This window comes from Neisseria weaveri (assembly GCF_900638685.1).
Taxonomy (GTDB): Bacteria; Pseudomonadota; Gammaproteobacteria; order Burkholderiales; family Neisseriaceae; genus Neisseria; species Neisseria weaveri.
The window spans coordinates 2,214,172-2,238,481 of the sequence record NZ_LR134533.1; the positions used below are offsets into that span (position 1 = coordinate 2,214,172).

The 24,310-nt window shown below is 51.3% G+C and carries 18 protein-coding genes; 7 read left to right on the top strand and 11 right to left on the bottom strand.

Annotated features, from left to right (window positions below):
- Positions 1-32 precede the first annotated feature (32 nt).
- Both yczE and EL309_RS10525 read right to left on the bottom strand, forming a co-directional pair.
- Positions 33-686 carry a membrane protein YczE gene (yczE, locus tag EL309_RS10520; RefSeq protein WP_004283342.1) on the bottom strand — a complete coding sequence of 218 codons (654 nt, stop codon included), beginning with the start codon at positions 684-686 and terminating at the stop codon, positions 33-35.
- Between the two features lie 19 nt (positions 687-705).
- Positions 706-921, bottom strand: a complete 216-nt coding sequence (locus EL309_RS10525) for a heavy-metal-associated domain-containing protein (protein WP_004283341.1) — start codon at positions 919-921, stop codon at positions 706-708.
- 83 nt (positions 922-1,004) lie between these two features.
- Between EL309_RS10525 and cueR the strand changes: the two genes are divergently transcribed.
- The gene (gene cueR, locus EL309_RS10530) at positions 1,005-1,391 is read left to right on the top strand and encodes a Cu(I)-responsive transcriptional regulator (protein ID WP_004283340.1); all 387 of its coding nucleotides are present in this window, start codon (positions 1,005-1,007) and stop codon (positions 1,389-1,391) included.
- Positions 1,392-1,536: 145 nt separating this feature from the next.
- On the opposite strand, the gene ttcA is transcribed toward cueR, so the two are convergent.
- The 7 genes from ttcA to earP form a co-directional block, all read right to left on the bottom strand.
- Positions 1,537-2,475 carry a tRNA 2-thiocytidine(32) synthetase TtcA gene (gene ttcA / locus EL309_RS10535; RefSeq protein WP_004283339.1) on the bottom strand — a complete coding sequence of 313 codons (939 nt, stop codon included), beginning with the start codon at positions 2,473-2,475 and terminating at the stop codon, positions 1,537-1,539.
- Positions 2,476-2,538: 63 nt separating this feature from the next.
- Entirely contained in the window at positions 2,539-3,048 is a 510-nt protein-coding gene (locus tag EL309_RS10540; RefSeq protein WP_004283338.1) for a hypothetical protein, read from the bottom strand.
- Positions 3,049-3,340: 292 nt separating this feature from the next.
- Positions 3,341-3,958 carry a flavin prenyltransferase UbiX gene (locus tag EL309_RS10545; RefSeq protein WP_004283337.1) on the bottom strand — a complete coding sequence of 206 codons (618 nt, stop codon included), beginning with the start codon at positions 3,956-3,958 and terminating at the stop codon, positions 3,341-3,343.
- A gap of 20 nt (positions 3,959-3,978) precedes the next feature.
- Positions 3,979-4,260: a hypothetical protein gene (locus EL309_RS10550; protein WP_004283336.1), complete on the bottom strand. Its 282-nt coding sequence runs from the start codon at positions 4,258-4,260 to the stop codon at positions 3,979-3,981.
- Positions 4,261-4,365: 105 nt separating this feature from the next.
- Positions 4,366-6,276 (bottom strand): ATP-binding cassette domain-containing protein, encoded by a 1,911-nt coding sequence (locus EL309_RS10555; protein WP_004283335.1) that lies wholly within the window; start codon positions 6,274-6,276, stop codon positions 4,366-4,368.
- A gap of 90 nt (positions 6,277-6,366) precedes the next feature.
- On the bottom strand, positions 6,367-6,927 hold the full coding sequence (gene efp / locus EL309_RS10560; RefSeq protein WP_004283334.1) for an elongation factor P: 561 nt from the start codon (positions 6,925-6,927) through the stop codon (positions 6,367-6,369).
- Between the two features lie 48 nt (positions 6,928-6,975).
- Complete coding sequence (gene earP, locus EL309_RS10565) at positions 6,976-8,133, bottom strand: elongation factor P maturation arginine rhamnosyltransferase EarP (protein WP_004283333.1); 1,158 nt, start codon at positions 8,131-8,133, stop codon at positions 6,976-6,978.
- Between the two features lie 622 nt (positions 8,134-8,755).
- Between earP and gyrA the strand changes: the two genes are divergently transcribed.
- Positions 8,756-11,503 carry a DNA gyrase subunit A gene (gyrA, locus tag EL309_RS10570; protein WP_004283331.1) on the top strand — a complete coding sequence of 916 codons (2,748 nt, stop codon included), beginning with the start codon at positions 8,756-8,758 and terminating at the stop codon, positions 11,501-11,503.
- Between the two features lie 361 nt (positions 11,504-11,864).
- On the top strand, positions 11,865-13,556 hold the full coding sequence (dld, locus tag EL309_RS10575) for a D-lactate dehydrogenase (RefSeq protein ID WP_004285270.1): 1,692 nt from the start codon (positions 11,865-11,867) through the stop codon (positions 13,554-13,556).
- 76 nt (positions 13,557-13,632) lie between these two features.
- On the opposite strand, the gene EL309_RS10580 is transcribed toward dld, so the two are convergent.
- Entirely contained in the window at positions 13,633-14,766 is a 1,134-nt protein-coding gene (locus EL309_RS10580; protein WP_004285269.1) for a PilT/PilU family type 4a pilus ATPase, read from the bottom strand.
- A 173-nt stretch (positions 14,767-14,939) separates the two neighbouring features.
- On the opposite strand from EL309_RS10580, the gene EL309_RS10585 reads away from it, so the two are divergent.
- The 3 genes from EL309_RS10585 (at position 14,940) to ung (ending at position 18,272) form a co-directional block, all read left to right on the top strand.
- Complete coding sequence (locus EL309_RS10585) at positions 14,940-15,659, top strand: 5'-methylthioadenosine/adenosylhomocysteine nucleosidase (RefSeq protein WP_004285268.1); 720 nt, start codon at positions 14,940-14,942, stop codon at positions 15,657-15,659.
- A 55-nt stretch (positions 15,660-15,714) separates the two neighbouring features.
- The gene (gene recD, locus EL309_RS10590) at positions 15,715-17,472 is read left to right on the top strand and encodes an exodeoxyribonuclease V subunit alpha (protein ID WP_004285267.1); all 1,758 of its coding nucleotides are present in this window, start codon (positions 15,715-15,717) and stop codon (positions 17,470-17,472) included.
- A 140-nt stretch (positions 17,473-17,612) separates the two neighbouring features.
- Entirely contained in the window at positions 17,613-18,272 is a 660-nt protein-coding gene (gene ung / locus EL309_RS10595; RefSeq protein ID WP_004285265.1) for a uracil-DNA glycosylase, read from the top strand.
- Between the two features lie 149 nt (positions 18,273-18,421).
- Here ung and recB read toward each other — a convergent pair whose 3' ends face one another.
- On the bottom strand, positions 18,422-22,042 hold the full coding sequence (recB, locus tag EL309_RS10600; RefSeq protein WP_004285264.1) for an exodeoxyribonuclease V subunit beta: 3,621 nt from the start codon (positions 22,040-22,042) through the stop codon (positions 18,422-18,424).
- Between the two features lie 350 nt (positions 22,043-22,392).
- Here recB and EL309_RS10605 point away from each other — a divergent pair, with 350 nt between their 5' ends.
- Positions 22,393-24,156, top strand: a complete 1,764-nt coding sequence (locus EL309_RS10605) for a ShlB/FhaC/HecB family hemolysin secretion/activation protein (RefSeq protein WP_004285263.1) — start codon at positions 22,393-22,395, stop codon at positions 24,154-24,156.
- Positions 24,157-24,310 lie beyond the last annotated feature (154 nt).

Sequence of the window (24,310 nt, forward strand, 5' to 3'; positions counted from 1 at the left end):
TCAAAAACAAGCAGTCGCGGTTTTCAGACGGCCTAAATCGGATTTTGCGGATAACGTTTGGCAATCTGGTGCAAACTCAACTGCACCACCCAACCGACGCCGAACGCAAACAACAGCGTACCCAATCCCACCACGCCGCCGAGCAGCCAGCCGATCAGACATACCGAACTTTCAATCATCGTGCGCACCACGCCTACGCGCCAGCCGGTTTTTTGGCACAAGCCGATCATCAGGCCGTCACGCGGGCCGGCACCCAAATAACAAGTCAGATACAGAGACGAAGCAATGCCGATCACCACCACACCGCCCACACATTGCAGCACCCGCCACACCCAAGCAACCGGCGGCGGCACCCACTGCACAAACACGCCCAACACCGCGGCAATCAACACCATATTCAATACCGTGCCCAGCCCCGGCCGTTGGCGCAAAGGCAGCCACAGCATCAATACCGCCGCGCTGATCAAAAACGTAACCGTGCCAATATCGAGGCCGCTTTGCACCACAATGCCCTGCGCCAATACCGTCCACGGCGTAGAACCCAAACCGGCGTTCACCAGCATGCCTTCGCCCACGCCGAACAAAACCAGCGCGAAACACAACATCGCCAGAGATTGCGGCCGCAAAGACCACCATGCGGGCGCAGACCACGGCGTTTTCGGCAAAATGCGTCGGGCTTGAGCCATAGAAAACTACCTTTGCGCTTTATTGGGACAAAGAAGCGTCAAAGCCCGCATCTTCAATGGCTTCAACCAATTCGGCAGTTTGTACTTTGGCCGGGTCGAACGTAATTTTTGCAGAGGCAGAGGCCAAATCCACTTCGGCTTTTTCCACGCCGTTCAAGGCTTCGAGCACTTTGGTAACGCTTTTCACACAGCCTCCGCAAGTCATACCGCCGACGTTGATGTTGATGGTTTCCATGATTTTTCCTTTCGTAAACAATATGGTTGATTTGCCGTACCGGTGCTAATATAAACCTTTACCCGCAGTTAAGGTCAAGCCCCATGAACATCAGCGAAGCCGCCCGCCAAACCGGTTTGTCTGCCAAACAAATCCGCGATTATGAAAAACACGGCCTGCTCGCCCCTACTCCCCGCACCGAAAGCGGCTACCGCCGTTATGAAGAAAACGATTTGAAGCGTTTGAAATTCATCCGCCATGCCAGAGAGGTCGGCTTTTCGCTGCAACAAACCGCAGAGTTGCTGAAACTGCAAGACAATCCCGTGCGAAACAGCCGCGAAGTCAAAGCCCTTACCGCGCGCCACATCGCCGCACTCAATGCACAAATCCTCTCTTTGCAGCAGATGGTGGCCGAGCTTCAATCGCTTCACGACGCCTGCAAGGGCGACGACTGCCCGGAGTGTTCGATTTTGGAAGGGCTGGGGAAATAAACAGTTTACCCGCTTGGCCATTCAATGCCGATCTTGTTTAAGCTGAATAATTTAGGGTAATAAAGTGCGTATTTTAGATTAAACGGCTTATTGATTGATAAAGTGTATTTAAAAAGGCCGTCTGAAAATTCAGACGGCCTCTGTTTTAGGGCTTAGGCTTGCTTGCCAAAATATTGATTACTTTTTTGGTTTCGGTTTGCGGTGTGCTTTCTTCGTCTTCATCCTGAGAGGGGAAGCGTTGCGGCAGTGTTTCGCGGTCAAATGCCAAGTCGCCGCCGTGTTTCAGTTTTTGGCCTTTCTGCAGTCCGGCAAAGTCAAACAGTTCGATGTCGGCCAAGTGCGACGGTACGACGTTTTGTAAGGCGGAAAACATGGATTCGATTCTGCCGGGAAAGCGTTTGTCCCAATCTACCAGCATTTCACGGATAACCTGCCTTTGCAGGTTGGGTTGCGAACCGCATAAATTGCAGGGAATAATCGGAAACTGTTTCAGCTCGGCGTAGCGGATCAAGTCTTTTTCTTTAACATAAGCTAAGGGACGGATAACGATATGCTCGCCGTTGTCCGATACCAGCTTGGGCGGCATGGCTTTGAGTTTGCCGCCGTAAAACATATTGAGAAAGAGAGTGCCGAGAATATCGTCACGGTGATGGCCGAGAGCGATTTTGGTGCAGCCCAATTCTTTGGCCGTGCGGTAGAGAATGCCGCGACGCAGACGGCTGCACAGTGAGCAGGTGGTTTTGCCTTCTTCCAATACGCGTTTGACAACCGAATAGGTGTCTTCTTCAACAATTTTGTAGGGCACGCCGATACTTTCCAGGTAATCGGGCAAAACGTGTTCGGGGAAGCCCGGTTGCTTTTGGTCCAGATTGACGGCAACCAGTTCGAATTCGATGGGTGCGCTGGCTTGCAGTTGGCGCAGGATATCCAATAGGGCGTAACTGTCTTTTCCGCCCGAAAGGCAGACCATGATTTTGTCGCCGTTTTCAATCATGTTGAAATCATTGATGGCATCGCCGACGGCATGGCGCAGTTTTTTGTTTAATTTGTTGTTTTCTAATTCTGTTTTGGTTTTCTTAGACATGGTTTTGATAGAGGTAAAAATTTAAGTCGGGATTATACCGCAATCAAAACGAGGCCGTCTGAATCAGCTTTGCTTGCGGGCAATCATTTTAGCGAAAGCCAGACTGTCGGCAATCAGGTTGGCGGTGCTGTCGAACCGGTGTTCGGTCTCAATAATCAAAAGGTTGGAGGGGCGGCCGGCATGCAGGCTCATGCGCATTTTCGCCGGTGTGAAGGGCAGTTGATGCAGGGCGGCGAATTCTTTGGCCCGGCGGTTGGCTAAGCTGAGCATGGGCAGTAAGGTGATGTCCAGATGGAAAAAGCGTACGCCCAAAACCAAAATGCGTGCGGCAAACCAATCTGCTTCTTCGGTGAAAACGGTCGGGCTGGGGCGGTCGAATTGATGGCGCATGGCGGCAATCAGCGTAGCGGTGGTGCGTATATTCGGCAGCAGGGCTTCGCTGACGGTCGGATGCTCGGTTTGAGGAATAGATTGGCCGAACAAGTCGTTGCGGTGGACATTGCCGTCTACCACCATATGGCAGCGGTGCAGTGTCGGATTGGGTTCGGTTTTTTGAATGGTTGCTGCTTGCATTTTATTTGCTCCTGAATTTCTGTTTGGTTTTTCGGTTGGATGGCAGCAAATAAAACAATGCCGCCATTTCTTGGTCTGGCGGCATTTGTTTCGCGTTTGCTTAAGGTTTTCTGTCGGTTTCAGACAAGCGCAAAAAAGTACCGCACTGTTGTGTGGTACCAATAGTAATAAGCAAATGGGCGAATGTTTAATGTGTTCATGACGGCTAGGTTAAAACAAGAAGTTCAGGATTGTCAACAACCAATTCACAAAATCAACAATCATTCTGATAAATTCCTGTATTGCTTCCATTTTATTTTTCGCCCCACTTGGCCATTAAGGTGTGCGGAATGCGCAGTTGGTCGAGAATTCTGGCGACAACAAAGTCAATCAGATCTTCCATGCTTTGAGGATGATGGTAAAAGCCCGGAGAGGGGGGCAGGATAACGGCGCCCAGTTGCGACAGTTTCAATAGGTTTTCCAAATGCAGTGAAGAGAACGGTGCTTCGCGAGGCACAATAATCAAAGGGCGGCGTTCTTTGATGGCGACATCGGCCGCACGCTCAATCAGATGGTCGGAGGTGCCGTGTGCCATGGCAGCCACTACGCCCATGCTGGCCGGACAAACAATCATGGCATCGGCAGGGTTGGTGCCTGAGGCTGGCGGGGCAAACCATTCGTCTTTGCCGAATACGCGCAGCTGCTGCTCGGATACCTGAAAACGTCCGCATAAAAATGCCTGACACGCTTTGGCATTGGAAGGCAGCGTTAGATTCATTTCCTGTTGGGCGACGACTTGTGCGGCTTGCGAATAGAGCAGCCATACGTTTTTACCGCTTTGCAGCAGGCATTCCAGCAGACGGATTCCGTAAGGCATACCGGATGCGCCGGTAAAAGCCAGTGTAACGGTTTGGACGGGATGGTTATGCATAAGTGTTCTTTTGTGTTGCTTTAAAATGCGCCGAAATAGCGGAATAAGTAGGCGACCAACAAGATGATGGGAATAAATAGAAACAGGGTATGCCGCTGTAAACTGTCTTCGCTTTTTAAATGGTGTTTAACGGCTTTGAACAAAACATATTTGAATAAAAAAGCGGCTTCGCATGCCAAGATAATGCCGTTGATTAAATATTGGGTATCATCGTGCGGCCCGGTCAACTTTATGAGCAGCAAAGTGATCAGGGGGATAAGGCAGATAATCAGCCAATGCGGAAGCAGGTTTTTTTGTGGCATGGTTAAGTATTCCGGTGGGGCTTTAAGCCTGAATCATAGCAAAAGCCGCGATGTTTGGCAGCTTGGATACAGCAGGCCGTCTGAAAATTTCAGACGGCCTTCGGGTTATTGAATGCCGTTTTGTTTGTTTTCCAAGAATTCCCATCTCTCCAGTTTTTCCAATAACAGCATCTCGATTTCTTCGGCGCGCTGTTGCAATGCTCCTGCTTTTTCGTAGTCTTTGAAAATATCCGGATCGGAAAGTTGCCGGTTCAATTGAGCCTGCTCGGTTTCCAGTGCAGCCAATTCGTCCGGTAAAGCATCCAACTCGCGTTGTTCCTTATAGGATAGTTTTACCGTTCGGTTTGCTTTGGGTTTGACGGCTTTTTCCGATTCGACAGTTGTATTTTTGTTTTGGATTTCAGTAGCAAACTGTTGTTCGCGGTTTTTTGCGTCGATATAGTCCTGATAGCCGCCGATGTATTCTTTCAGACGGCCTTTACCTTCGAAGACGATGCTTTGGGTGATGACGTTATCCAGAAACATACGGTCGTGGCTGACGAGAAAGACCGTGCCTTGATAATCGCGCAATAGTTCTTCCAACAATTCTTGCGTATCGATATCCAAATCATTGGTCGGCTCGTCCAAAACCAGAATATTGGCCGGACGGGTAAACAGTTTGGCAAGCAGCAGGCGGTTACGCTCGCCGCCCGATAGCGAGGATACGGGGCTTTGGGCGCGGGCGGGGTGGAAAAGGAAGTCTTCCAGATAACTCATGACGTGTTTTTTCTTACCGCCGATTTCTACGTAATCGTTCCCTTGGCCCAATGTGTAAAACACGGTGTCGTTTTCGTTTAAGGCGCTGCGGAATTGGTCAAAATAGGCCACTTCCTGTTTGCTGCCTATGCGTATGCGTCCGTAAGTCGGTTGGAGTTCGCCGAGAATCAATTTCAGGAAAGTGGTTTTGCCGATACCGTTCGGGCCTATCAGGCCGATTTTGTCGCCGCGTTGGATGATGGCGGAAAATTTATCCATGATGACTTTATCGCCGTATTGGAAAGAGGCATGTTCCAATTCGGCAATGATTTTGCCGCTTTTTTCGCCGCTGTCGAGTTTGAAGTTGACTTGTCCTTGAATATTCCTGCGTTCTGCACGCTGGCGACGTAATTCTTCCAAACGGCGGACACGGCCTTCGTTACGGGTTCGGCGGGCTTCAATGCCGCGACGGATCCAAGCTTCTTCTTGGGCATGGAATTTGTCGAACAAGCGGTTGTGTTCGGCTTCTACCGCCAATTCCTGCTCTTTTTTCTCCCGGTATTTGGTGAATGATCCTGGGTAGGAGCGAAGTGTGCCTCGATCAAGTTCGACAATGCGGGTGGCGATATTATCGAGAAAACGGCGGTCGTGGGTAATCACGACCAAACTTCCGTTAAATTGTTTTAACAGGTTTTCCAACCAAATAATGGCTTCGATATCCAAATGGTTGGTGGGTTCGTCCAGCAATAGTACGTTCGGTTTCTGCACCCAGGCGCGCGCCAAAGCCACGCGTTTTTTCTGTCCGCCGGATAGGTTGCCGATTTTTTCCTGCTCGGGCAAGCCCAATTCGCTGATGCTTTGTTTGACTGCCGCATCGAGCTGCCAGCCGTTACGGGCTTCGATTTCGGATTGCAGCTCGTTCAATTCTTTCAATAATTCGGGAGCTTGGCTGCTTTCCAGTAGTCGGCTGATATGATGGTAACGGCTCAGCAAGTCGCGGATTTCGCCTAATCCTTCGGCAACGACATCAAAAACGGCGGCATCCTCGGGAAAAAATGATTCTTGGGGAACGTAAACGATTTTGAGGCTGTGTTGAACAATAATCTGCCCGTCGTCCAATTTCTGCACGCCGGCCAGAATTTTCAGAAAAGAGGATTTTCCCGCTCCGTTGCGGCCGATAAGGCCGATTTTTTCTCCGCTGTCGAGCTGGAACGAGGTTTTATCGAGTAGGGCGACATGGCCTACTGCAAAAGAGGCATTTTCAACGGATAGGATATTCATGTTTTCCGAATGGCAAATAATCTGGAAGGAAAATGGGAAAGGCCGTCTGAAAAAATGATTATTTTCAGACGGCCTGCCGTTTATTTCGGCTTATGCGCGTTTGCGGAATTCGCCGGTACGGGTATCGATTTCCACTTTGTCGCCGGTTTCAACGTAAGCCATAACTTGGATTTCGGTACCGCCGACCAAACGGGCGTTTTTCATTACTTTGCCTGAAGTGTCGCCCTTAACGGCAGGCTCGGTGTATTCTACTTCGCGCACGATGATGGTGGGCAGTTCTACGGAGATCGGGTTACCTTCGTAGAAAGTTACTTCGCATACGTCTTCCATGCCGTCTACGATGAATTTCAGTGCGTCGCCGATGTTTTCGGCTTCGATTTCATATTGGTTGAATTCTTCGTCCATGAATACGTACATGGGGTCGGCAAAGTAGCTGTAAGTACAGTTTTTGCGGGCCAGAATCACGACGTCGAATTTGTCATCGGCTTTGTAGATGGTTTCGGTGGCTGCGCCGGTCAGCAGGTTTTTCAGTTTCATGCTGACTTTGGCAGAGCTGCGGCCGCCTTTAATGTATTCGGTTTTTTGTACTACCATCGGGTCGTTGCCGACCATAAATACGTTACCTGCGCGCAGTTCTTGTGCGGTTTTCATAATGTGCTTCCAATCTAAAATCTGTTGATGCGGTTAAAAATAAACGCGCTATTTTATATTATCTTCAATAAATTTGGCTAGTTTTTCCGTGGCACTGGCTTGGTTAAACAAAAAATTTTGCCAGCTTGCCGCACCTTGTTGCCATTGATGTATTTGCTTCCACAGTGTTTGCCATGCTGAAAGGCGCTGCTGTTCAGTCAGCTCTACGGCTTGATTCAGCTCGTCGGACAAGGCCTGATGGGCGGAGGCGGTTTCTTCCGGGTAATACGGGTAAGCCTTATTCCAAAAGGCGTGCAGCTTATCGATATGTATTTTTTCATCTTGCGGATAGATATGCCAGAAGAAAGGTTTGCCTGAAAACTGGGCGCGCACGAAGCTGTCCTCTCCGCGAATCAAGAGGCCGTCTGAAAGTTGCAACAAGTCGTCAAAACGGTTTTGGGCGACAAACGGTATGCGGATCAGGCGTATACAGCCGATTTGAAAAGTATCGCCGCTTTCGCGCAGAGCATAATCCGGAAGGGCTCGGTATTCTTTCAGGCTTTCGATAATTTGCGTTCCGGCCAGCATTAACGTCATGGCTTGGCCTGCCTGTTGCCACATATCCAGCCATTTGTGCCAAACACCGCTTTTGTATCCGAACAGCAGCCATTCAGGACTGTTTTTCTCCGGCAGTTTCAATTCCCGGCGTAATGCTTGGACGGAGTGATCGCTTGCCGGCTGAAATCGGTAATTTTTTTCGCGCAACAATCCGCCGCTTTTTTCGGAAAAACCCATAAACCAAAAGTATTTTTGAATGCCGTTTGCCTGAAGTGAGGGCAGGGCGTGCAAACGTTCGTTGCTGTCTTCTGCGCTCAAATATTCCCAATTTAGCCATAAGGGTTTGCAGGCTTTAATGACGGCGATGATGTTGTCCGGCAGATTACAGCCGAATGTTTCGATGACGATTTGCGGGGCATGTTCGGGAAGATCGTAGGCATGATCGGGCTGCCATGTCCGCAGATGGATATTTTGGTAAGTGCAGGGCAGGGTTGGCAAATCGGGACACAGGGCTTGAAGTGCCGAAGGTTGGTCAACCCATAAACAGACGTTTAAATTCAATTCAGAATGCAGTATGTTTGCCAATCGCCAAGACACACCGATATCACCGTAATTATCGATAACATTACAAAAAATCCAGCAGTTTTTTTGAGGTAAACAAGCAGACATAAAACACCGTATTCAGCAAAGCTAGAAGCAGCAAGGTTTTACGCTGATTTTGTTTTTTGTCAAGCTTGAAACTGCTAATTTTTTTGCATTATCCACATTGACAAGGCGGCAGATAATGGCATGCCTATTTTTCTTGATTCAGGATGTTGACAAGTGTGTGAAAAATTTAAATATATGATTTTATTTATAAATAATTAAAGGCTTATTTTTTATGCAGCAATGGCGGAAGCCGTGATTTTACAAGGCAAAAGCGCTTAGTTCACAATTAATCCACAAAGTTATCCACAAAAGTTGTGGGTTATTACTCCATATCATTGTCCAGACTGGATTTCGTTAAAAAAGCCGACGCAAAACGGAAAAGCAGTCGCTTTTCAGACGGCCTGAAAAAGTTTTATTTTACGGAAACGGTTTGCAGGCAGAACGTGTTTTGTTTCCGTTTAAACAAACTTCCAGTTCTTTTTACTTTATCCGATATGGGAAACAGGCCGTCTGAAACTCTGAAATCTTCAGACGGCCTATTCATATATTCCACCATCAGCGCGCCGGGAAAACAGACATTAGTTTCAGATGGCCTTTTATGTTAAAATCACCGACTATTGTCTTACTGAATCCAAACATAATCATGACTGATGCCACCATCCGAAACGACCACCATTTTGCCAAAGAAACCATTCCCATCAGCTTGGAAGAGGAGATGCGCCGCAGCTATCTCGATTATGCGATGAGTGTGATTGTCGGACGCGCGCTGCCCGATGTGCGCGACGGTCTGAAGCCGGTTCACCGCCGCGTCTTATACGCCATGCACGAGTTGAAAAACAACTGGAACAGCGCGTATAAGAAATCTGCCCGTATTGTCGGCGACGTAATCGGTAAATACCACCCCCACGGCGACTCAGCCGTATATGACACGATCGTGCGTATGGCACAGGACTTTTCCATGCGCTATATGCTGGTTGACGGTCAGGGCAACTTCGGTTCGGTAGACGGCGACGGCGCGGCAGCCATGCGTTATACCGAGATCCGCATGGCGAAAATCGCCCACGAAATGTTGGCGGATATCGAAGAAGAAACCGTTAATTTCGGCCCGAACTACGACGGTAGCGAGCATGAACCGTTGGTGTTGCCTACACGTTTCCCTGCATTGCTGGTTAACGGCTCTTCCGGCATTGCCGTCGGCATGGCCACCAATATTCCTCCGCACAACCTTCCCGATACCATCAATGCATGTCTGCAATTATTGGCAGACCCGCAAACCGATATCGATGTGCTGATCAATACCATCAAAGCACCCGATTTTCCGACCGGAGCCACGATTTACGGCATGAGCGGTGTGCGCGAAGGCTATAAAACCGGCCGCGGCCGCGTGGTGATGCGCGGTAAAACGCACATTGAGCCTATCGGCAAAAACGGCGAACGCGAAGCCATCATCATTGACGAAATTCCTTATCAAGTAAACAAAGCCAAGCTGGTTGAGAAAATCGGCGAGCTGGTGCGCGACAAAGTGCTGGAAGGCATCTCCGATTTGCGCGACGAGTCCGACAAATCGGGCATGCGCGTGGTTATCGAACTGAAGCGCAACGAAAATGCCGAAGTGGTGTTAAACCAGCTTTACAAGCTCACCCAGCTGCAAGACAGCTTCGGCATCAATATGGTGGCGCTGGTGGACGGTCAGCCTCGTTTGCTGAATCTGAAACAGATTTTGAGCGAATTTATCCGCCACCGCCGCGAAGTGGTTACCCGCCGCACCTTATTCCGCTTGAAAAAAGCCCGTCACGAAGGCCATATCGCCGAAGGTAAAGCCGTTGCCTTATCCAATATCGACGAAATGATCCAATTGATCAAAGAATCCGCAGATGCCCCGGAAGCCAAAGAAAAAATGCTGGCCCGTCCGTGGCGTTCCTCTTTGGTGGAAGAGATGCTGTCGCGCACCGATTTGGATTTGACAATGGCGCGCCCTGAAAACCTTCCGGCGGGACTGGGTTTACAGCAAAACGGCTATTTCTTAAGCGAACTGCAAGCCGATGCCATTTTGCGCATGAGCCTGCGTAACCTGACCGGTTTGGATCAGGACGAAATCGTTAAAGACTACAAAAGCATCATGGCAAACATTATTGATTTGCTGGATATTTTGGCCAAATCGGAACGTATCGACGACATTATCCGCACCGAATTGGAAGAAGTGAAGGCACAGTTCGGCGACGAACGCCGCAGTGAAATCAACCCGTTCGGCGGCGATATTGCCGACGAAGACCTGATTCCGCCGCGCGAAATGGTGGTAACGCTGACGCACGGAGGCTATATCAAAACCCAGCCGACTACCGACTATCAAGCCCAGCGTCGCGGCGGACGCGGCAAACAGGCTGCGGCAACCAAAGACGAGGATTTCATTGAAACCCTGTTTGTTGCCAATACCCATGATTATCTGATGTGCTTCACCAACTTCGGCAAATGCCACTGGATTAAGGTATACAAACTGCCCGAAGGCGGACGCAACAGCCGAGGCCGTCCGATTAACAATGTGATTCAGTTGGATGAAGGCGAAAAAGTCAGCGCAATCCTGCCGGTACGCGAATTCCCCGAAGACGAATATGTATTCTTCGCAACCGCGCAAGGCATGGTGAAAAAAATCCAACTGAGCGCATTCAAAAACGTCCGCAGCCAAGGTATTAAAGCGATTGCTTTGAAAGAGGGCGATCATTTGGTCGGTGTCGCCAAAACCGGCGGTAACGACGATATCATGCTGTTCTCCAACCTCGGCAAAGCCATCCGCTTCAATGAATATTGGGAACGCAGCAACGAAGCGGAAGATGCCGATAGCGAAAACGAAGATTCAGACGGCATCGAAACCGATGCGGCCGAAGACGACAGCAACGAAACTGCCGCACCGAAAGCAAACGGCGTACGCCCGTCCGGTCGCGGCAGCGGCGGATTGCGCGGCATGCGCCTGCCTTCAGACGGCCGCATCGTCAGCCTGATTACCTTCTCGCCGGAATGCGAGCAAGACGCCGCCTTGCAGGTGTTGACTGCCACGGAAAACGGCTACGGCAAGCGCACCCCGATTGCCGACTACAGCCGCAAAGGAAAAGGCGGGCAGGGCAACATTGCCATCAACACCGGCGAGCGTAACGGCGAATTGGTTGCCGCGACACTGGTGGCGGAAACCGACGATTTGATGCTGATTACCAGCGGCGGCGTATTAATCCGCACCAAAGTCGAGCAAATCCGCGAAACAGGCCGAGCTGCGGCAGGGGTGAAGCTGATTAATCTTGATGAAGGAGAGACGCTGGTTAGTCTGGAACGCGTAGCCGAAGAACCTGAAGAGGCTGCCGTAGAGGAAAACAGCGCATCTCCAGAAAACGTTACAGAATAATCAAGATTCTATGCGTATAAAAGGCCGTCTGAAAATTTCAGACGGCCTTTTTTTCAGACGGCCTTTTTTTCAGACGGTCTTTTTTTCAGACGGTCTTTTTTTCAGACGGCCTTTTTTTTCAGACGGCCTTTTTTTCAGACGGCCTTTTTTTCAGACGGCCTTTTTTCAGACGGCCTTTTTTCAGACGGCCTTTTTTCAGACGGCCTTTTTTCAGACGGCCTTTTTTCAGACGGCCTTTTTTCAGACGGCCTTTTTTGTTCCGACTACCGTTAAAATAAGATAAAGTTTTGACTTATTATGCAAAAAGAGTCAAGCTAGCTGTATCAGATTCTGTCCGAAACTTTAGTATTAGAGGCATATAATGACTGCAACCCAATTGATTCAATCGCTTACCAAAATTGTCGGCGAAGATTTTATTATTACCGATCCTGCAAAAACCGAGCCTTACCGTCAGGGCTACCGTTTTGGCGAGGGCAAAGCGTTGGCGGTTGTCCGGCCGGGCACTTTGTTGGAGCAGTGGCAGGTGTTGCAGGCTTGTGTGGAAGCGGATGTTATCGTGTTAACTCAGGCGGCGAATACCGGGTTGACGGGCGGTTCGACGCCGGACGGTAATGATTACGACCGCGACATTGTGATTGTCAACACCATGCGGATGAACATTATTCAGTTGATTAATAATAACGAGCAGGTGGTGTGTTTGCCGGGTGCGACCTTAAACCGTTTGGAAAAATTGCTGAAGCCGTTGGGGCGCGAGCCGCATTCGGTAATCGGTTCGTCTTGTATTGGGGCGTCGGTATTGGGCGGGGTGTGCAACAACTCCGGCGGTGCTTTGGTTCAGCGTGGGCCGGCTTATACGGAAATGGCTCTGTTTGCGCAATTGGATGAAAACGGCAGCCTGCAGTTGGTGAATCACTTGGGCATTGAGTTGGGCGATACGCCGGAAGAAATTCTGACCAATCTGCAAGGCCATCATTATCAGCGTAAAGACATTAAGTTGGATGCGGGCAAAGGCCACGATCATACTTATTGCGACCATGTGCGTTGTGTCGACGAGCCGACTGCGGCGCGTTTCAATGCGGATCCTTCCCGGCATTACGAGGCTTCGGGTTGCGCGGGCAAGCTGATGGTGTTCGCGGTGCGCTTGGATACGTTCCCCGAAGAAAAAAATACGGCGGTATTTTATATCGGCACGAATGATATCAACGAGCTGACCGATATACGCCGTGCGGCGTTGGCTCAGTTTGCCAATTTGCCGGTATCGGGCGAGTATATTCATCGCGACGCGTTCGATATTGCCGATGTATACGGCAAGGATACGTTTTTTGTGATTAAGCAGTTTGGGACGCACAGGCTGCCTGCTTTATTCGACTGGAAGGCTAAAATCGACCGTTTCGGCAGGAATTTCCGCTTTTTGCCTAAGCATTTTTCCGATAAGGCTTTGCAGTTTGCCGGCCGTTTTCTGCCCGACCATCTGCCGAAGTCGTTACGCAGTTACCGCGACCTTTACGAACACCATTTGATTTTGAAAATGGGCGGTGACGGTGTGGAAGAGGCGAGAAGTTTTCTGAAAAATTATTTTGCTGCCAAAACGGGGGCTTACTTCGAGTGTAGTCCGGAAGAAACCCAAGCGGCGATGCTGCACCGTTTTGCCGTTGCTTCCGCAGCCGTGCGCTACCGTGCCGTGCATGATGATGAAGTTGAAGATATTGTGGCTTTGGATATTGCTTTGCGTCGCGACGATAGGGACTGGTTTGAACGTCTGCCGTCTGAAATCGACAGTAAAATCAGCCATAAGCTGTATTACGGCCATTTTATGTGCCATGTGTTCCATCAGGATTACATTGTGAAAAAAGGCCATGATTGTGTGGCGTTGGAGCATGAAATGCTGGCCTTGCTGGATCAGCGCGGTGCGCAATATCCTGCGGAGCATAATGTCGGCCACCTTTATGAAGCGAAGCCTGCTTTGAAGCAGTTTTACCGCAAACTGGATCCGACCAACAGCTTTAATCCGGGCATAGGCAAAACGTCTAAGAAGAAATATTGGGCTGAATAAATCGGGATAATGAAAAGGCCGTCTGAAATTTTCAGACGGCCTTTTTATATTTGCGTATCGGTTGGAAACGGATAAGTTAAATCAATTCCAAATCCGGGCCGGCGGTTTGGGCGCGGCGGCTGCGCAATTGGATGTCGGTGCGCAAATCGTGTGCGGAGTCGGCGTTTTTGATGGCATCTTGGAAGCTGATTTGACCGGTTTCATACAGGTTGTATAAGGCTTGGTCGAATGTCTGCATACCGGATGCGGTGGATTTTTTCATCACTTCTTTAATCCCGTGTACGTCGCCTTTCAGAATCAGTTCGGCAATGAGCGGAGAATTCATCAGGATTTCCGCTGCGGCAACACGGCCTCTGCCGCCTTCGCGCGGAATCAGGCGTTGGGATACGAAGGCTTGCAGGTTGAGCGACAGGTCGGTGAGCAGTTGGACGCGGCGCTCTTCGGGGAAGAAGTTGATAATGCGGTCCAAAGCCTGGTTGGTGCTGTTGGCGTGCAGCGTTGCCATACACAAGTGGCCGGTTTCGGCGAAGGCAATGGCATAGTCCATGGTTTCGCGGTCGCGGATTTCGCCGATCAGAATCACATCGGGTGCTTGACGCAGGGTGTTTTTCAATGCGGCATGCCAGTTTTCGGTGTCTACGCCGATTTCGCGTTGGGTAACGATACAGTTTTTGTGTTCGTGGACAAATTCGATCGGGTCTTCGATGGTGATGATGTGGTCGTGGCTGTTTTCATTGCGGAAGTCGATCATGGAAGCCAGCGACGTGGACTTACCCGAGCCGGTGCCGCCGACAAAAATCACCAAGCCGCGTTTCTGCATGGCGATGTCTTTTAATACGGGCGGCAGGTTGAGCGTGTCGAACGAAGGAATGTTGGACGTGATTGAGCGGAAAACCAAAGCGGTTGCGCCTCTTTGCACCATAGCATTGACGCGGAAGCGGCTGGTATTCGGCAGGCTGATGGCGAAGTTGCATTCGTTGGTTTGGGTGAATTCTTCGATCTGTTTGGGCGTCATGATGGAAAACGCCATTTCCATGCAGCGTTCCGCGTCCAGCGGCGTATCGCTGATGGGGGTGATTTTGCCGTCCAGCTTCATGGCGGGCGGGAATTTGGCGGTCACGAATAAATCGGAACCTTTGTATTTATTCAGGTGTTTCAGCCAAGAATAGAGTTCTTCTTTTGCGGGTAAAGACGTATTAGGATGGTTCATGGAAGCGTTCCCCAGTTATTTCACTATGTGTAAAGTTACTATGTAAAGATTTGTTTGCATTATAGCAAATCCGTGAAAGAAAAGACGTTTTATCGCGTTAAAGTGATGTTTATGGCTTAAATCGGGTGCGGTGCGTATAATACGGGCAGTTTACGGTTTAAGCGGAGAATAAAATGTCGTCTTTGAGCGTTAAAAAGATAGAAACTGTTGCTGTTGTCGGTGCAATGGAGCAGGAAATTGAATTGCTGAAAAACAGTTTGGGCAATTTGGAAGAGAAGCGTTTCGGCAATTTCACTTTTTACTGCGGTATGTTGGGCGGTAAACAGGTGGTTTTGGCGTTGAGCGGTATCGGAAAAGTGAATGCGGCAGTGTCAACGGCACTGTTGGTCGGTAAGTTCAATCCGGATTGCGTGATCAACACCGGCAGCGCGGGCGGTTTGTGCAGCGGCTTGAAAGTGGGCGATGTGGTGGTGGGGACACAGATTGCCCATCATGATGTGGACGTAACCGCATTCGGTTATGCTCCGGGTCAGGTGCCGCGTTTGGCCGCACGTTTCGATTCGGACGAACGGCTGGTGGCGGCTGCGGAAAAAGCGTCGGCGGCATTTGACGGTGCGGCGGTGCATCGCGGTTTGATTGTCAGCGGCGACCAGTTTGTGCACAGCAGCGAAAAAACGGCGGCCATCCGCAAGCTGTTTGAAGATGTGCGCGTCGTGGAAATGGAAGCGGCGGCGATTGCGCAAACGTGTGTGCAGTTGGATGTGCCGTTTGTGGTTATCCGTGCGGTTTCGGATTTGGCCGATGAAAAAGCGGACATCAGTTTCGAAGAATTTTTGGAAACGGCCTCGGTGCATTCGGCCGATATGGTCAAACGGATTGTGGCGGAACTGTAACTGTAATGAAAAGGCCGTCTGAAATTTTCAGACGGCCCGGGTATTTGGAAAAGCGATGGTTGCGGAAGAAACAACAGAATCCGGCAGCGGTGCCGCCAATGCGGCATTGAGGCTGTTCGGCGGGTATGCACCAGAAGCGGCGGAGCAGGTTGCGCCGTTTGTGCGGCGTTTGTTTGCGGCGTTGAAAGACGGCCACACGTTTATTTGGTTGGACGGCAACGATGCTGCTGCGCTGGGTCATGCTGCGCCGATTGTCGGCGTCGGCACCGATGCGCCTTTGGTGTTGGACGGCAGACGTTTGTTTTTGGGGCGGATGTGGCAGCTGGAACGCGACTTGGCCAAAGAAATCGTGCGCCTGGCAACGGCAAAAACGGCAGGCGTCGATTGGATGCGGAGCCGCGCGGTGTTGGCGGAGTGGTTTGCAGGCGAAAACAGCAAGGGGCAGCGTGATGCGGCGGCTTTGGCTTTATTGCAGCCGTTTATGCTGATCAGTGGCGGCCCGGGAACGGGTAAAACCACCACCGTAGCCAAATTGTTGGGATTGTTGTGTTTAAACAGCGGCAGTCTGCCGCGTATCGGGTTGGCCGCACCGACCGGCAAAGCGGCGGCGCATATGGCCAAAGCCCTGCACCGTGCTTTGGCAGAATTTCCGCTGCCGGAAGACATCCGTGCCCATTTGGCCGACAGTGAAGGGAAAACCGTCCACCGGTTGCTGAAATTGCGTCCGCCGCAAATGCAGCCGGTGTTCGGTAAGGAAAAGCCGTTGCCGCTGGATGTATTGATTGTCGATGAAGCATCGATGTTGGACGTTTCCTTAATGCTGCAATTGTTGCGTGCAGTGCCGGACGGTTGCAGGGTGGTTTTGTTGGGCGATGAAAACCAACTGCCTTCGGTCGGTGCCGGGGCGGTGTTGGCACAATTGGCGCAGCCGACGCTGCTGGATGAACAAACAGCGGCGGATTTGGCCATGATATTGCCGGATCACGGTTTTCAGACGGCCTCTCAGCCTGCGCCTTTGTCGCAAAACACCGCACGCTTGGTGTTCAGCCACCGTTTCGGCGAAGACAGCGGCATCGGCTGTCTGGCTCGTGCGGTGGTAAACGGTGAAGCCGAATCTGCTTGGCAACAGTTTGAGCGTTTTCCTCAGGAATTGTCGGTTTGCCGCGGCGGCAGCCGTGAGCAGGCGGAACGGTTGTACGGCCTGCATGAAGCCTATTGGCAAGCGGTAGACGGCGCGGATGTGGCGGCGGCTTTCCGACATCAGGCCGATGTGGTGGTGTTGGCGGCGCGGCGCAGCGAGGCGGAGGCATTTAACGAAGCGTATCGGCAATGCCTGCAACGGCACGGCAGGGTGGCCGGAGACGGCAAATGGTTTGCCGGCCAAGTGCTGATGATCGAGCGCAACGATTATGCCTTGGATTTGTTTAACGGCGATATCGGTTTGGTGTTGGCTGATCCCGACCATGAACGGCAGGATTCGGACACGCAGGCTTTGGCCGCTTATTTCCCGATGGCGGACGGATTTAAAAAAATGGCGCTCAGCCGTTTGCCGGAACACCATACCGCTTTTGCGATGACTGTGCATAAAAGTCAGGGTTCGGAATACCGCGATGTGTGGCTGCTGGCCGAAGAGACGCAAAATCAGGAAGAAGACGGCCGACTCTTGGATAAAGCCTTGCTGTATACCGCCATCACCCGGGCACGGGCGCGTTTTGTTTTTTGGGGCAGCCAAGCGGTTTTTCAGACGGCCTGTACGTCCGAACAGAAGCGTAACAGCGCCTTGCGCCCTATGATTGCCGAAGCCTTCGGTTGAGATAGGGCGGAATGCCGTATAGTGAAAACGAAAAGGGCGGTTTGACGTTGAGGCCGTCTGAAAAAAAACAGCACACCGTATTGCAGATAAAATTGGTAAAAGCAGATACGGCGGTGCGGAATAAAAGGTAAGGAAACGAGATGGAATCTTGGAAAGAAGCGTTGGGTGCGGAAAAAGAGCTGCCGTATTTCCGGCATATTTTGGAAACCGTTCGCGCGGAGCGTATGCAGGGGGAAGTGGTCTATCCGCCTGCGTCCGATGTGTTCAATGCTTTTAAAGCGACGGAGTTCGGCCGGGTTAAAGTGGTGATTTTGGGGCAAGACCCTTATCACGGGCCGGGGCAGGCGCACGGATTGGCATTTTCGGTACGCCCCGATATTCAGATTCCGCCGTCGTTGAAAAATATTTATAAAGAAATGGCAGACGATATCGCCGGATTCCGTATTCCCCATCACGGCTGTTTGCAGGCTTGGGCGGAGCAGGGCGTATTGCTGTTGAATACGGTATTGACCGTCCGCGCCGGGCAGGCGCATTCGCATGCGGATTTGGGTTGGGAAACTTTTACCGACAAAGCGGTGCGGCAACTGGCGGAACACCGCGAACATCTGGTATTCATCTTATGGGGCAGCCATGCCCAGAAAAAAGGGGCGTTTATCGACCGCAACCGCCATTTGGTGCTGACATCGGCCCATCCGTCTCCCTTGTCGGCTTACCGCGGTTTTTTCGGCAGCCGTCCGTTTTCCAAAGCCAATGCTTATTTGGCGGCACACGGGCAAACGCCGATTGATTGGCAGCTGTAAGCTTGAAGTTTGAATTTTTCAGACGGCCTCTGTGGGATACGGAGGCCGTCTGAAATTTTATACGGTGTTTATGGCAAATAAGTGTGTTTGCTTTTTTCAGACGGCCTGTTTTTCAGACGGCATTCGGGTAAAAAGGCCGTCTGAATATTTTATTGTGCCGGTGCTTGCAGCCATTCCTGTAAGTCGGCGGTGTCGATGTCCCATTGCCATATGCCGTTATCGGTGCCGTCCAAACCGCGCAGAAACAGATAGCGTACGGAAATGCCGTGCAGCGGACGGCCGCGTACTTGGAAATGCCGGGCAACGGCAATGCTGTAAATCAAAGCCTGAAGGTAATAATGGTGTCCGGCCACGGCTTCGTCCATTGCCCGACGGGTATAAGCACTGGCATTGTCGCCCAGATGGTTGGATTTGTAGTCGATAATGCAGACATGGCCGTCTGAATATTGGCAAACCATATCGATAAAGCCGTTGAGAAAACCTCTAACGGTTTGGAAATCCAGATGTTGTGCGGCGGCAAGGCAGGCGCCGGGCAGGGTCGAGCGTTCAAACCACCGGCGCAGTTGTGCCAAGTCGAACTGCTCCATATACAGGGTAAACGCCATTTCGGGCAGGCGTTTTTTCGGCGGGATATCGGCCAGCGCATAATTATCGAACAGCTTGCTCAAACGGGTTTGCTCGAGCATGGTTTCGACTGAGGGCAGCCAGCTTGCGTCAAAACCGTATTTCTGCAGGCAGGCGGCGGTTTGTTCGCTTTGCATGGCTGCAGGTTTGGAAAAATCCAAATGCTCCAGCATTTCGTGTAAACACACACCGGCTTTGGTGCCGCGCGGAAAATGATGAATGCTGTCGGGGGATACTTCGTAAGCAGCGGAAATTTCAGACGGCCTTACCGTTAACGCGGTTTCGGCAGGATCGATGGCGGGCTGAAGCTCTTCGCGGTTTTCTTCTTCAACGGCGGAAGTCCGGCTGCTTAAGGCGGTGAAACTGGTGTGTTTGATAAATTCAAACGAACGCTTCGGCAGCGCGGTCGCGTGATAGGCGGTTTGGCGGTTGAGATCCGGCGTGTAGCCGCTAGGTGTCGGCACGCTGTCGAGCCATTCGCAGCCGCTTTCGGGTTCGGGTATGCCGAGAAAGCGTTGCCAATCTTGTTTCAGCAGCGACGGGCGGTTGGATTTTTCCAAAGCGGAATAGGCGGCTTCCACTTCGTCGGGTCGGGTTTCTGCGTTGCCGTTCAGTAAGTATGCCAAACTGTTGTTGGGGGTATCGTTGCAATAGGCGGCATATACGGTTACCTGTTCTTCGGCACGGGTCAGCACCACATAAAGCAGCCTTAGATCTTCGCCTAAATTTTCTTCGTTAAGCTGTTGTTTGTCATCTTCGCTTAATTGCGAGGCATAGCATAGTTCGGCGGTTTGGTCGCTGCGTTGCAGAATCTGCCAGCCTTCGGGCTGGTTTTTTTGCGCTTCCCAAGCAAACGGACAATAAACCAGCGGATACTGCAGGCCTTTGGACGCATGGATGGTTACGATTTTGACCAGCTCTTCATCGCTTTCCAAACGCAGGGTTTTTTCTTTGTCTTGATTGCCTTTTTCGGCGGCGTTGATTTCGTTTTGCAGCCATTGCAGCAGCGAAAACGGCGAATGGCTTTCTTCGTCTTCTTCGGCAAGCAGCTCCAACACTTGGTTGAAATTGGTCAGGCTGCGTTCGTTTTTTCCGGCCAGCAAACGGGATTCGATACGGTAGCGGGTGGAAAAATACTGAATGGCGGCATAAAAACCGCGCTGTTGCCAGATTTCCAATGCTTCGGCGGCGGCATCCGTCCACTCCGACAGCAGCTGTTCGTTTTGATTGAGTTCGTACAGTTGGTCTGCGGTATATTGGAACAACACGCTGCCTAGCACAAAACGCAGAAACTCGGTTTTTTGCGGTTCCAGCCAGAAACGGATCAACGCGGCAATTGCCAGCGTTTCTTCGGCGGCGAAAACCGATTCGCGGCTTTGGATCACGCTTTGGATATTCCGTTTTTTCAGTTCGCGCGCAATCAGCCTGCCTTGTTCGCCTTTTCTGACCAAAACGGCAATATCGCCGGCCTCTAATGCACGGTCGCCCAAACGGTATTCTCCTTTGGCGGCGCGGTTGAGTGCATCGGCGATTTCATCGGCGCAATAACGGGCGGAAAGCCGTCTGAGCGGGTCTCTTTGTGCGGGTGTGTCGCCGTTTTCATCGATTAGCCAACGCACGCGGAATGAAGCCTGCTTCGGATTCAGACGGCCTTCCTTACGGGCGGCTTCCACTTCGGGATAGCGGATATCATTTAAAACAAAGGGGTGGGTTTTCTGCATAAACAGCCGGTTGATGTTTCCGACCAGCTCTTGATGGCTGCGGTGGTTGGTGGCGAGTGTATAGTGGTGTTCCGCATCTCGGGCGGCCTTCAGATACGCATAAATATCGGCGCCGCGGAATTTGTAAATGGCCTGCTTGGGATCGCCGACCAAAAACAGCGGCGTACCTTGTCGGATAAAGGCGGTGCTGAAAATTTCGTATTGCAGCGGATCGGTATCCTGAAATTCGTCAATCAGCGCCACCCGCCAGTTTTCGGAAATGGTTTGTGCGAGCTTTTCGCCGTAGGGCGTGGCGGTTAGGGCATGATGGACATCGGTCAGCAAGTCGTCGAAGCTGCGTTCTTTGCGGCTTTTTTTCTGTTCGGCAAGATTTTGTTTGAGATAGTCGAGCAAATCCAGCTTCAAGCGGATAAAGGCTTCTTCTTCTGCTTCTTCGAGTACGAGGATGTGTTCGCCCAATTCGGCCAATACGGCGAGTTCGGCAAAAGCCTGTTCATCGGCAATTACCCCTTTTTTCAATCCTTTGGTTAAAGCACCTTGATCGAATTTTTCAAAGTATTTGGAATGGCCGGGAAGCGTGTTGCGTTCTGCGGACTTTTTCCACTCTGCAAATTGCTCGGTAAAGCTTTTTTGGCGGTAACTGCTGCCGTTTAGGCCGGGATGGATTTTCCAGAACGTTTCTTCAAGTTCCGGCAGACGGCTGCGCACAGTCTGCCACACGGTTTTGACAGCTTCTTGGATATCGGCCAGGCGGTTTTCTGCCGTTGCGGGTTTCAGGTAGGGGCGGCCGATAAACGGAATCAGCTCCTCCAATACGCTTCGCGGTGTGGCTTTGTTTTCAAATGCCAAGTTTGCCAACACAGGGTCGGTAGCCACGCGGGTGCGCCAAAAATCCTGAGCCGGTGTCAGAAAGCGTTCGATGGCGCCGCTTGAAGACAATTCCATATCGAACGGTACTTGGCAAAGAAAAGCGTAATCGCGCAGCAGCCGTTGGCAGAAGCCGTGAATGGTGAAAATGGCGGCATTGTCGAATTGGACGATGGCCGCTTTCAAACGCAGAATGAGCTTGGCTTGCGCTTCTTGCTTTAACGCTTGGCTAAGCAGCGCGGGAATAAAGGCATCTTTGGGGTGTTTGTCCGCACAGTAAGCCGTTAGGCCGTCTGAATTTTCTGCGGCATCGGGGACTTTTTCCAAAATATGCAGCAGGTTGTCCAAACGGGCGCGCAGACGGGTTTTCAATTCCGCAGTGGCGTCTTTGGTAAAGGTTACGACCAGAATGCTTTCAACCGGCATTTTTTCCAATAAAACCAAGCGTGCAAACAGTGCGGCAATGCCGTAGGTTTTACCGGTACCGGCCGAGGCCTCAATCAAGCTGGTGTTTTGAATGTCGATGGTCAGCGGCGTAAACGGAGTAGCGGTATGCATAAACGGACAGGAGCAATAAACAGGCCTGTATCATAGCATTAGTGAAGTGGTTTACAAATAAGGCGGTGCGGTTCGGGTGGCGGTTTTGCCGGTTTTAAAAACAGGCAGGCCGGCTTGCGACAGTGTCTTTGAAATAGGTGTGTGATGGGTGTACGGAAACAGGCCGTCTGAAATTTTCAGACGGCCTTTTTTCAGACGGCTTCGAGTGGAATGACGGCTATTTTATGTTTTTATCATAATAAAACACCCATCGATACCGCATATTCTTCCGTTTGTCGGCGTCTGCTTGTTGGGGCTCATGCCTGTCTTTACATTCTCACGAATTTAACATTTCTTAATAGAACTTAATTATGGCTTCACCATCGGTTTTACGTTTGTTGTTTCCCGTGTTGTGCGTCTCTTCCGTAACTGCTCAATCGGTTCCCGACGAAGTAACACAGCAGCATTTGATTTCCGGACAGCAGTCGGTATTGGAACAGCAGCGCAGACAACAGCTGCAGGAACAGTTTCAGCATCAGGAAGACGTGCGCTTGGACAGTCCGCGTACTGAAACGGCAGAAGACAGGGCAGCTCCGGAAGAACCGTGTTTTACCGTCAACCATATTTCACTGGTGGGCGATGGTGCGGCCGATTTCGATTTTGCCTTAAAGCAAAGTGTACGCGGTTTTGGTTTCCGGCCCGGCGCGTGTTTGGGCGCAAACGGCATCAACCGCATTATGAAGCTGGCGCAAAACGCGGTGATTTCGAAAGGTTATACCACCACGCGCATATTGGCTGCGCCGCAGGATTTGAACAGCGGTACATTGGTGCTGACCGTGATGCCGGGGCGCATCCGCAGCATCCGTGTCGATGCCGCCGGTGCCGACAAAACCCATGCAGGCAGGATTGCCGCGTTTCAAAACGAATTTCCCACCGCTCCGGGCGAGATTCTCAATCTGCGCCATTTGGAACAGGGTTTGGAAAATCTCAAACGTATTCCCACCGCAGAAGCCGACATCAAAATCATTCCGGCAGATACGCCGTCTGAAAGCGATATCGTGATTGTGTGGCGGCAGCGCGAAGTGCCGTTCAGAGTCAGTATCGGTGTGGATGACGGCGGCAGCAGGTCAACGGGCAAATATCAGGGCAGCGTCACTTTGTCTGCCGACAATCCTTTGGGCTTGAGCGATTTGTTTTATGTTTCGTTCAACCGCGACTTGGGCCACAAAGCGTCTTATACCGATGCGGAAGGCCGTCATACCGGCAGCGGCACCAACGGCTACAACCTGCATTATTCCGTGCCTTTCGGCTATTGGCAGGCTTTCTGGAACCACAGTTATTACCGCTACCATCAGGCAGTGGCGGGCGATTCCCAAAACTATGACTACAACGGCCGCAGCTATTCCGGCGATTTCGGTATCAGTCGTCTGCTGCACCGCAGCGCGCAACGTAAAACCCATCTGACCGCCAAACTGTGGCAGCGCGAATCGGAAAGCTTTATCAACGATGCCGCCATCAGCGTGCAGCACCACCGTACAGCCGGGTGGTCGCTCGGATTGGCGCATAAAGAATATTTAGGACGCGCCACGCTTGATTTCGGCTTGGACTACAAGCGCGGCACAGGTTGGAACAACAGCCTGCCCGCGCCCGAAGAAGCATTGGGCGAAGGCACTTCACGCATGAAAATCCTTACCGCCGATCTCGGTTTGAACCTGCCGTTTGATTTGGGCGGACAAATGTTTGTTTACGACAGCCGTATTTACGCACAGTGGAACCGCACGCCATTAATGCAGCAAGACCGCCTCTCTATCGGCAACCGCCATACCGTGCGCGGTTTTGACGGCGAAACCGTCTTGTCGGCGGAGCGCGGCGGCTACTGGCGCAACGATTTGTCGTGGCACTACCGTCCTATGCACCGACTTTATGTCGGCATAGACGCAGGCCGCGTATCCGGGCCGTCTGCCAAGCATTTGGTCGGGCAAACGTTAACGGGGGCGGCAGTCGGCTTAAAAGGCCAATTCAATGTCGGCGGCAATCTTTCCTACAACGTTTTTGCCGGCAAACCGCTGCATAAACCCGCAGGATTCCGTACCGCTTCCACCGCATACGGTTTCAACCTGAATTACTCCTTCTGATTACTTAGTGTTTGCAAGACCATTTTTTAAAGACAACACATTATTTTCAGACGGCCTGCCGCATTCTCAAACAGGCCGTCTGAAAAAAAACACATATGAACCGGTGTTGCCGTATCCAAAACTGCAACATACCCCGACGCAAAAGGGCACAACC

What these genes read in the sequence shown, in the direction of transcription:
- EL309_RS10555 (WP_004283335.1), bottom strand. Translation starts at nt 6,276, where the DNA reads ATGAATATCCTATCCGTTGAAAATGCCTCTTTTGCAGTAGGCCATGTC.
- cueR (WP_004283340.1), top strand. Translation starts at nt 1,005, where the DNA reads ATGAACATCAGCGAAGCCGCCCGCCAAACCGGTTTGTCTGCCAAACAA.
- ttcA (WP_004283339.1), bottom strand. Translation starts at nt 2,475, where the DNA reads ATGTCTAAGAAAACCAAAACAGAATTAGAAAACAACAAATTAAACAAA.
- yczE (WP_004283342.1), bottom strand. Translation starts at nt 686, where the DNA reads ATGGCTCAAGCCCGACGCATTTTGCCGAAAACGCCGTGGTCTGCGCCC.
- EL309_RS10605 (WP_004285263.1), top strand. Translation starts at nt 22,393, where the DNA reads ATGGCTTCACCATCGGTTTTACGTTTGTTGTTTCCCGTGTTGTGCGTC.
- ung (WP_004285265.1), top strand. Translation starts at nt 17,613, where the DNA reads ATGGAATCTTGGAAAGAAGCGTTGGGTGCGGAAAAAGAGCTGCCGTAT.
- recB (WP_004285264.1), bottom strand. Translation starts at nt 22,042, where the DNA reads ATGCATACCGCTACTCCGTTTACGCCGCTGACCATCGACATTCAAAAC.
- EL309_RS10540 (WP_004283338.1), bottom strand. Translation starts at nt 3,048, where the DNA reads ATGCAAGCAGCAACCATTCAAAAAACCGAACCCAATCCGACACTGCAC.
- EL309_RS10545 (WP_004283337.1), bottom strand. Translation starts at nt 3,958, where the DNA reads ATGCATAACCATCCCGTCCAAACCGTTACACTGGCTTTTACCGGCGCA.
- gyrA (WP_004283331.1), top strand. Translation starts at nt 8,756, where the DNA reads ATGACTGATGCCACCATCCGAAACGACCACCATTTTGCCAAAGAAACC.
- dld (WP_004285270.1), top strand. Translation starts at nt 11,865, where the DNA reads ATGACTGCAACCCAATTGATTCAATCGCTTACCAAAATTGTCGGCGAA.
- efp (WP_004283334.1), bottom strand. Translation starts at nt 6,927, where the DNA reads ATGAAAACCGCACAAGAACTGCGCGCAGGTAACGTATTTATGGTCGGC.
- EL309_RS10525 (WP_004283341.1), bottom strand. Translation starts at nt 921, where the DNA reads ATGGAAACCATCAACATCAACGTCGGCGGTATGACTTGCGGAGGCTGT.
- EL309_RS10580 (WP_004285269.1), bottom strand. Translation starts at nt 14,766, where the DNA reads ATGAACCATCCTAATACGTCTTTACCCGCAAAAGAAGAACTCTATTCT.
- recD (WP_004285267.1), top strand. Translation starts at nt 15,715, where the DNA reads ATGGTTGCGGAAGAAACAACAGAATCCGGCAGCGGTGCCGCCAATGCG.
- earP (WP_004283333.1), bottom strand. Translation starts at nt 8,133, where the DNA reads ATGTCTGCTTGTTTACCTCAAAAAAACTGCTGGATTTTTTGTAATGTT.
- EL309_RS10550 (WP_004283336.1), bottom strand. Translation starts at nt 4,260, where the DNA reads ATGCCACAAAAAAACCTGCTTCCGCATTGGCTGATTATCTGCCTTATC.
- EL309_RS10585 (WP_004285268.1), top strand. Translation starts at nt 14,940, where the DNA reads ATGTCGTCTTTGAGCGTTAAAAAGATAGAAACTGTTGCTGTTGTCGGT.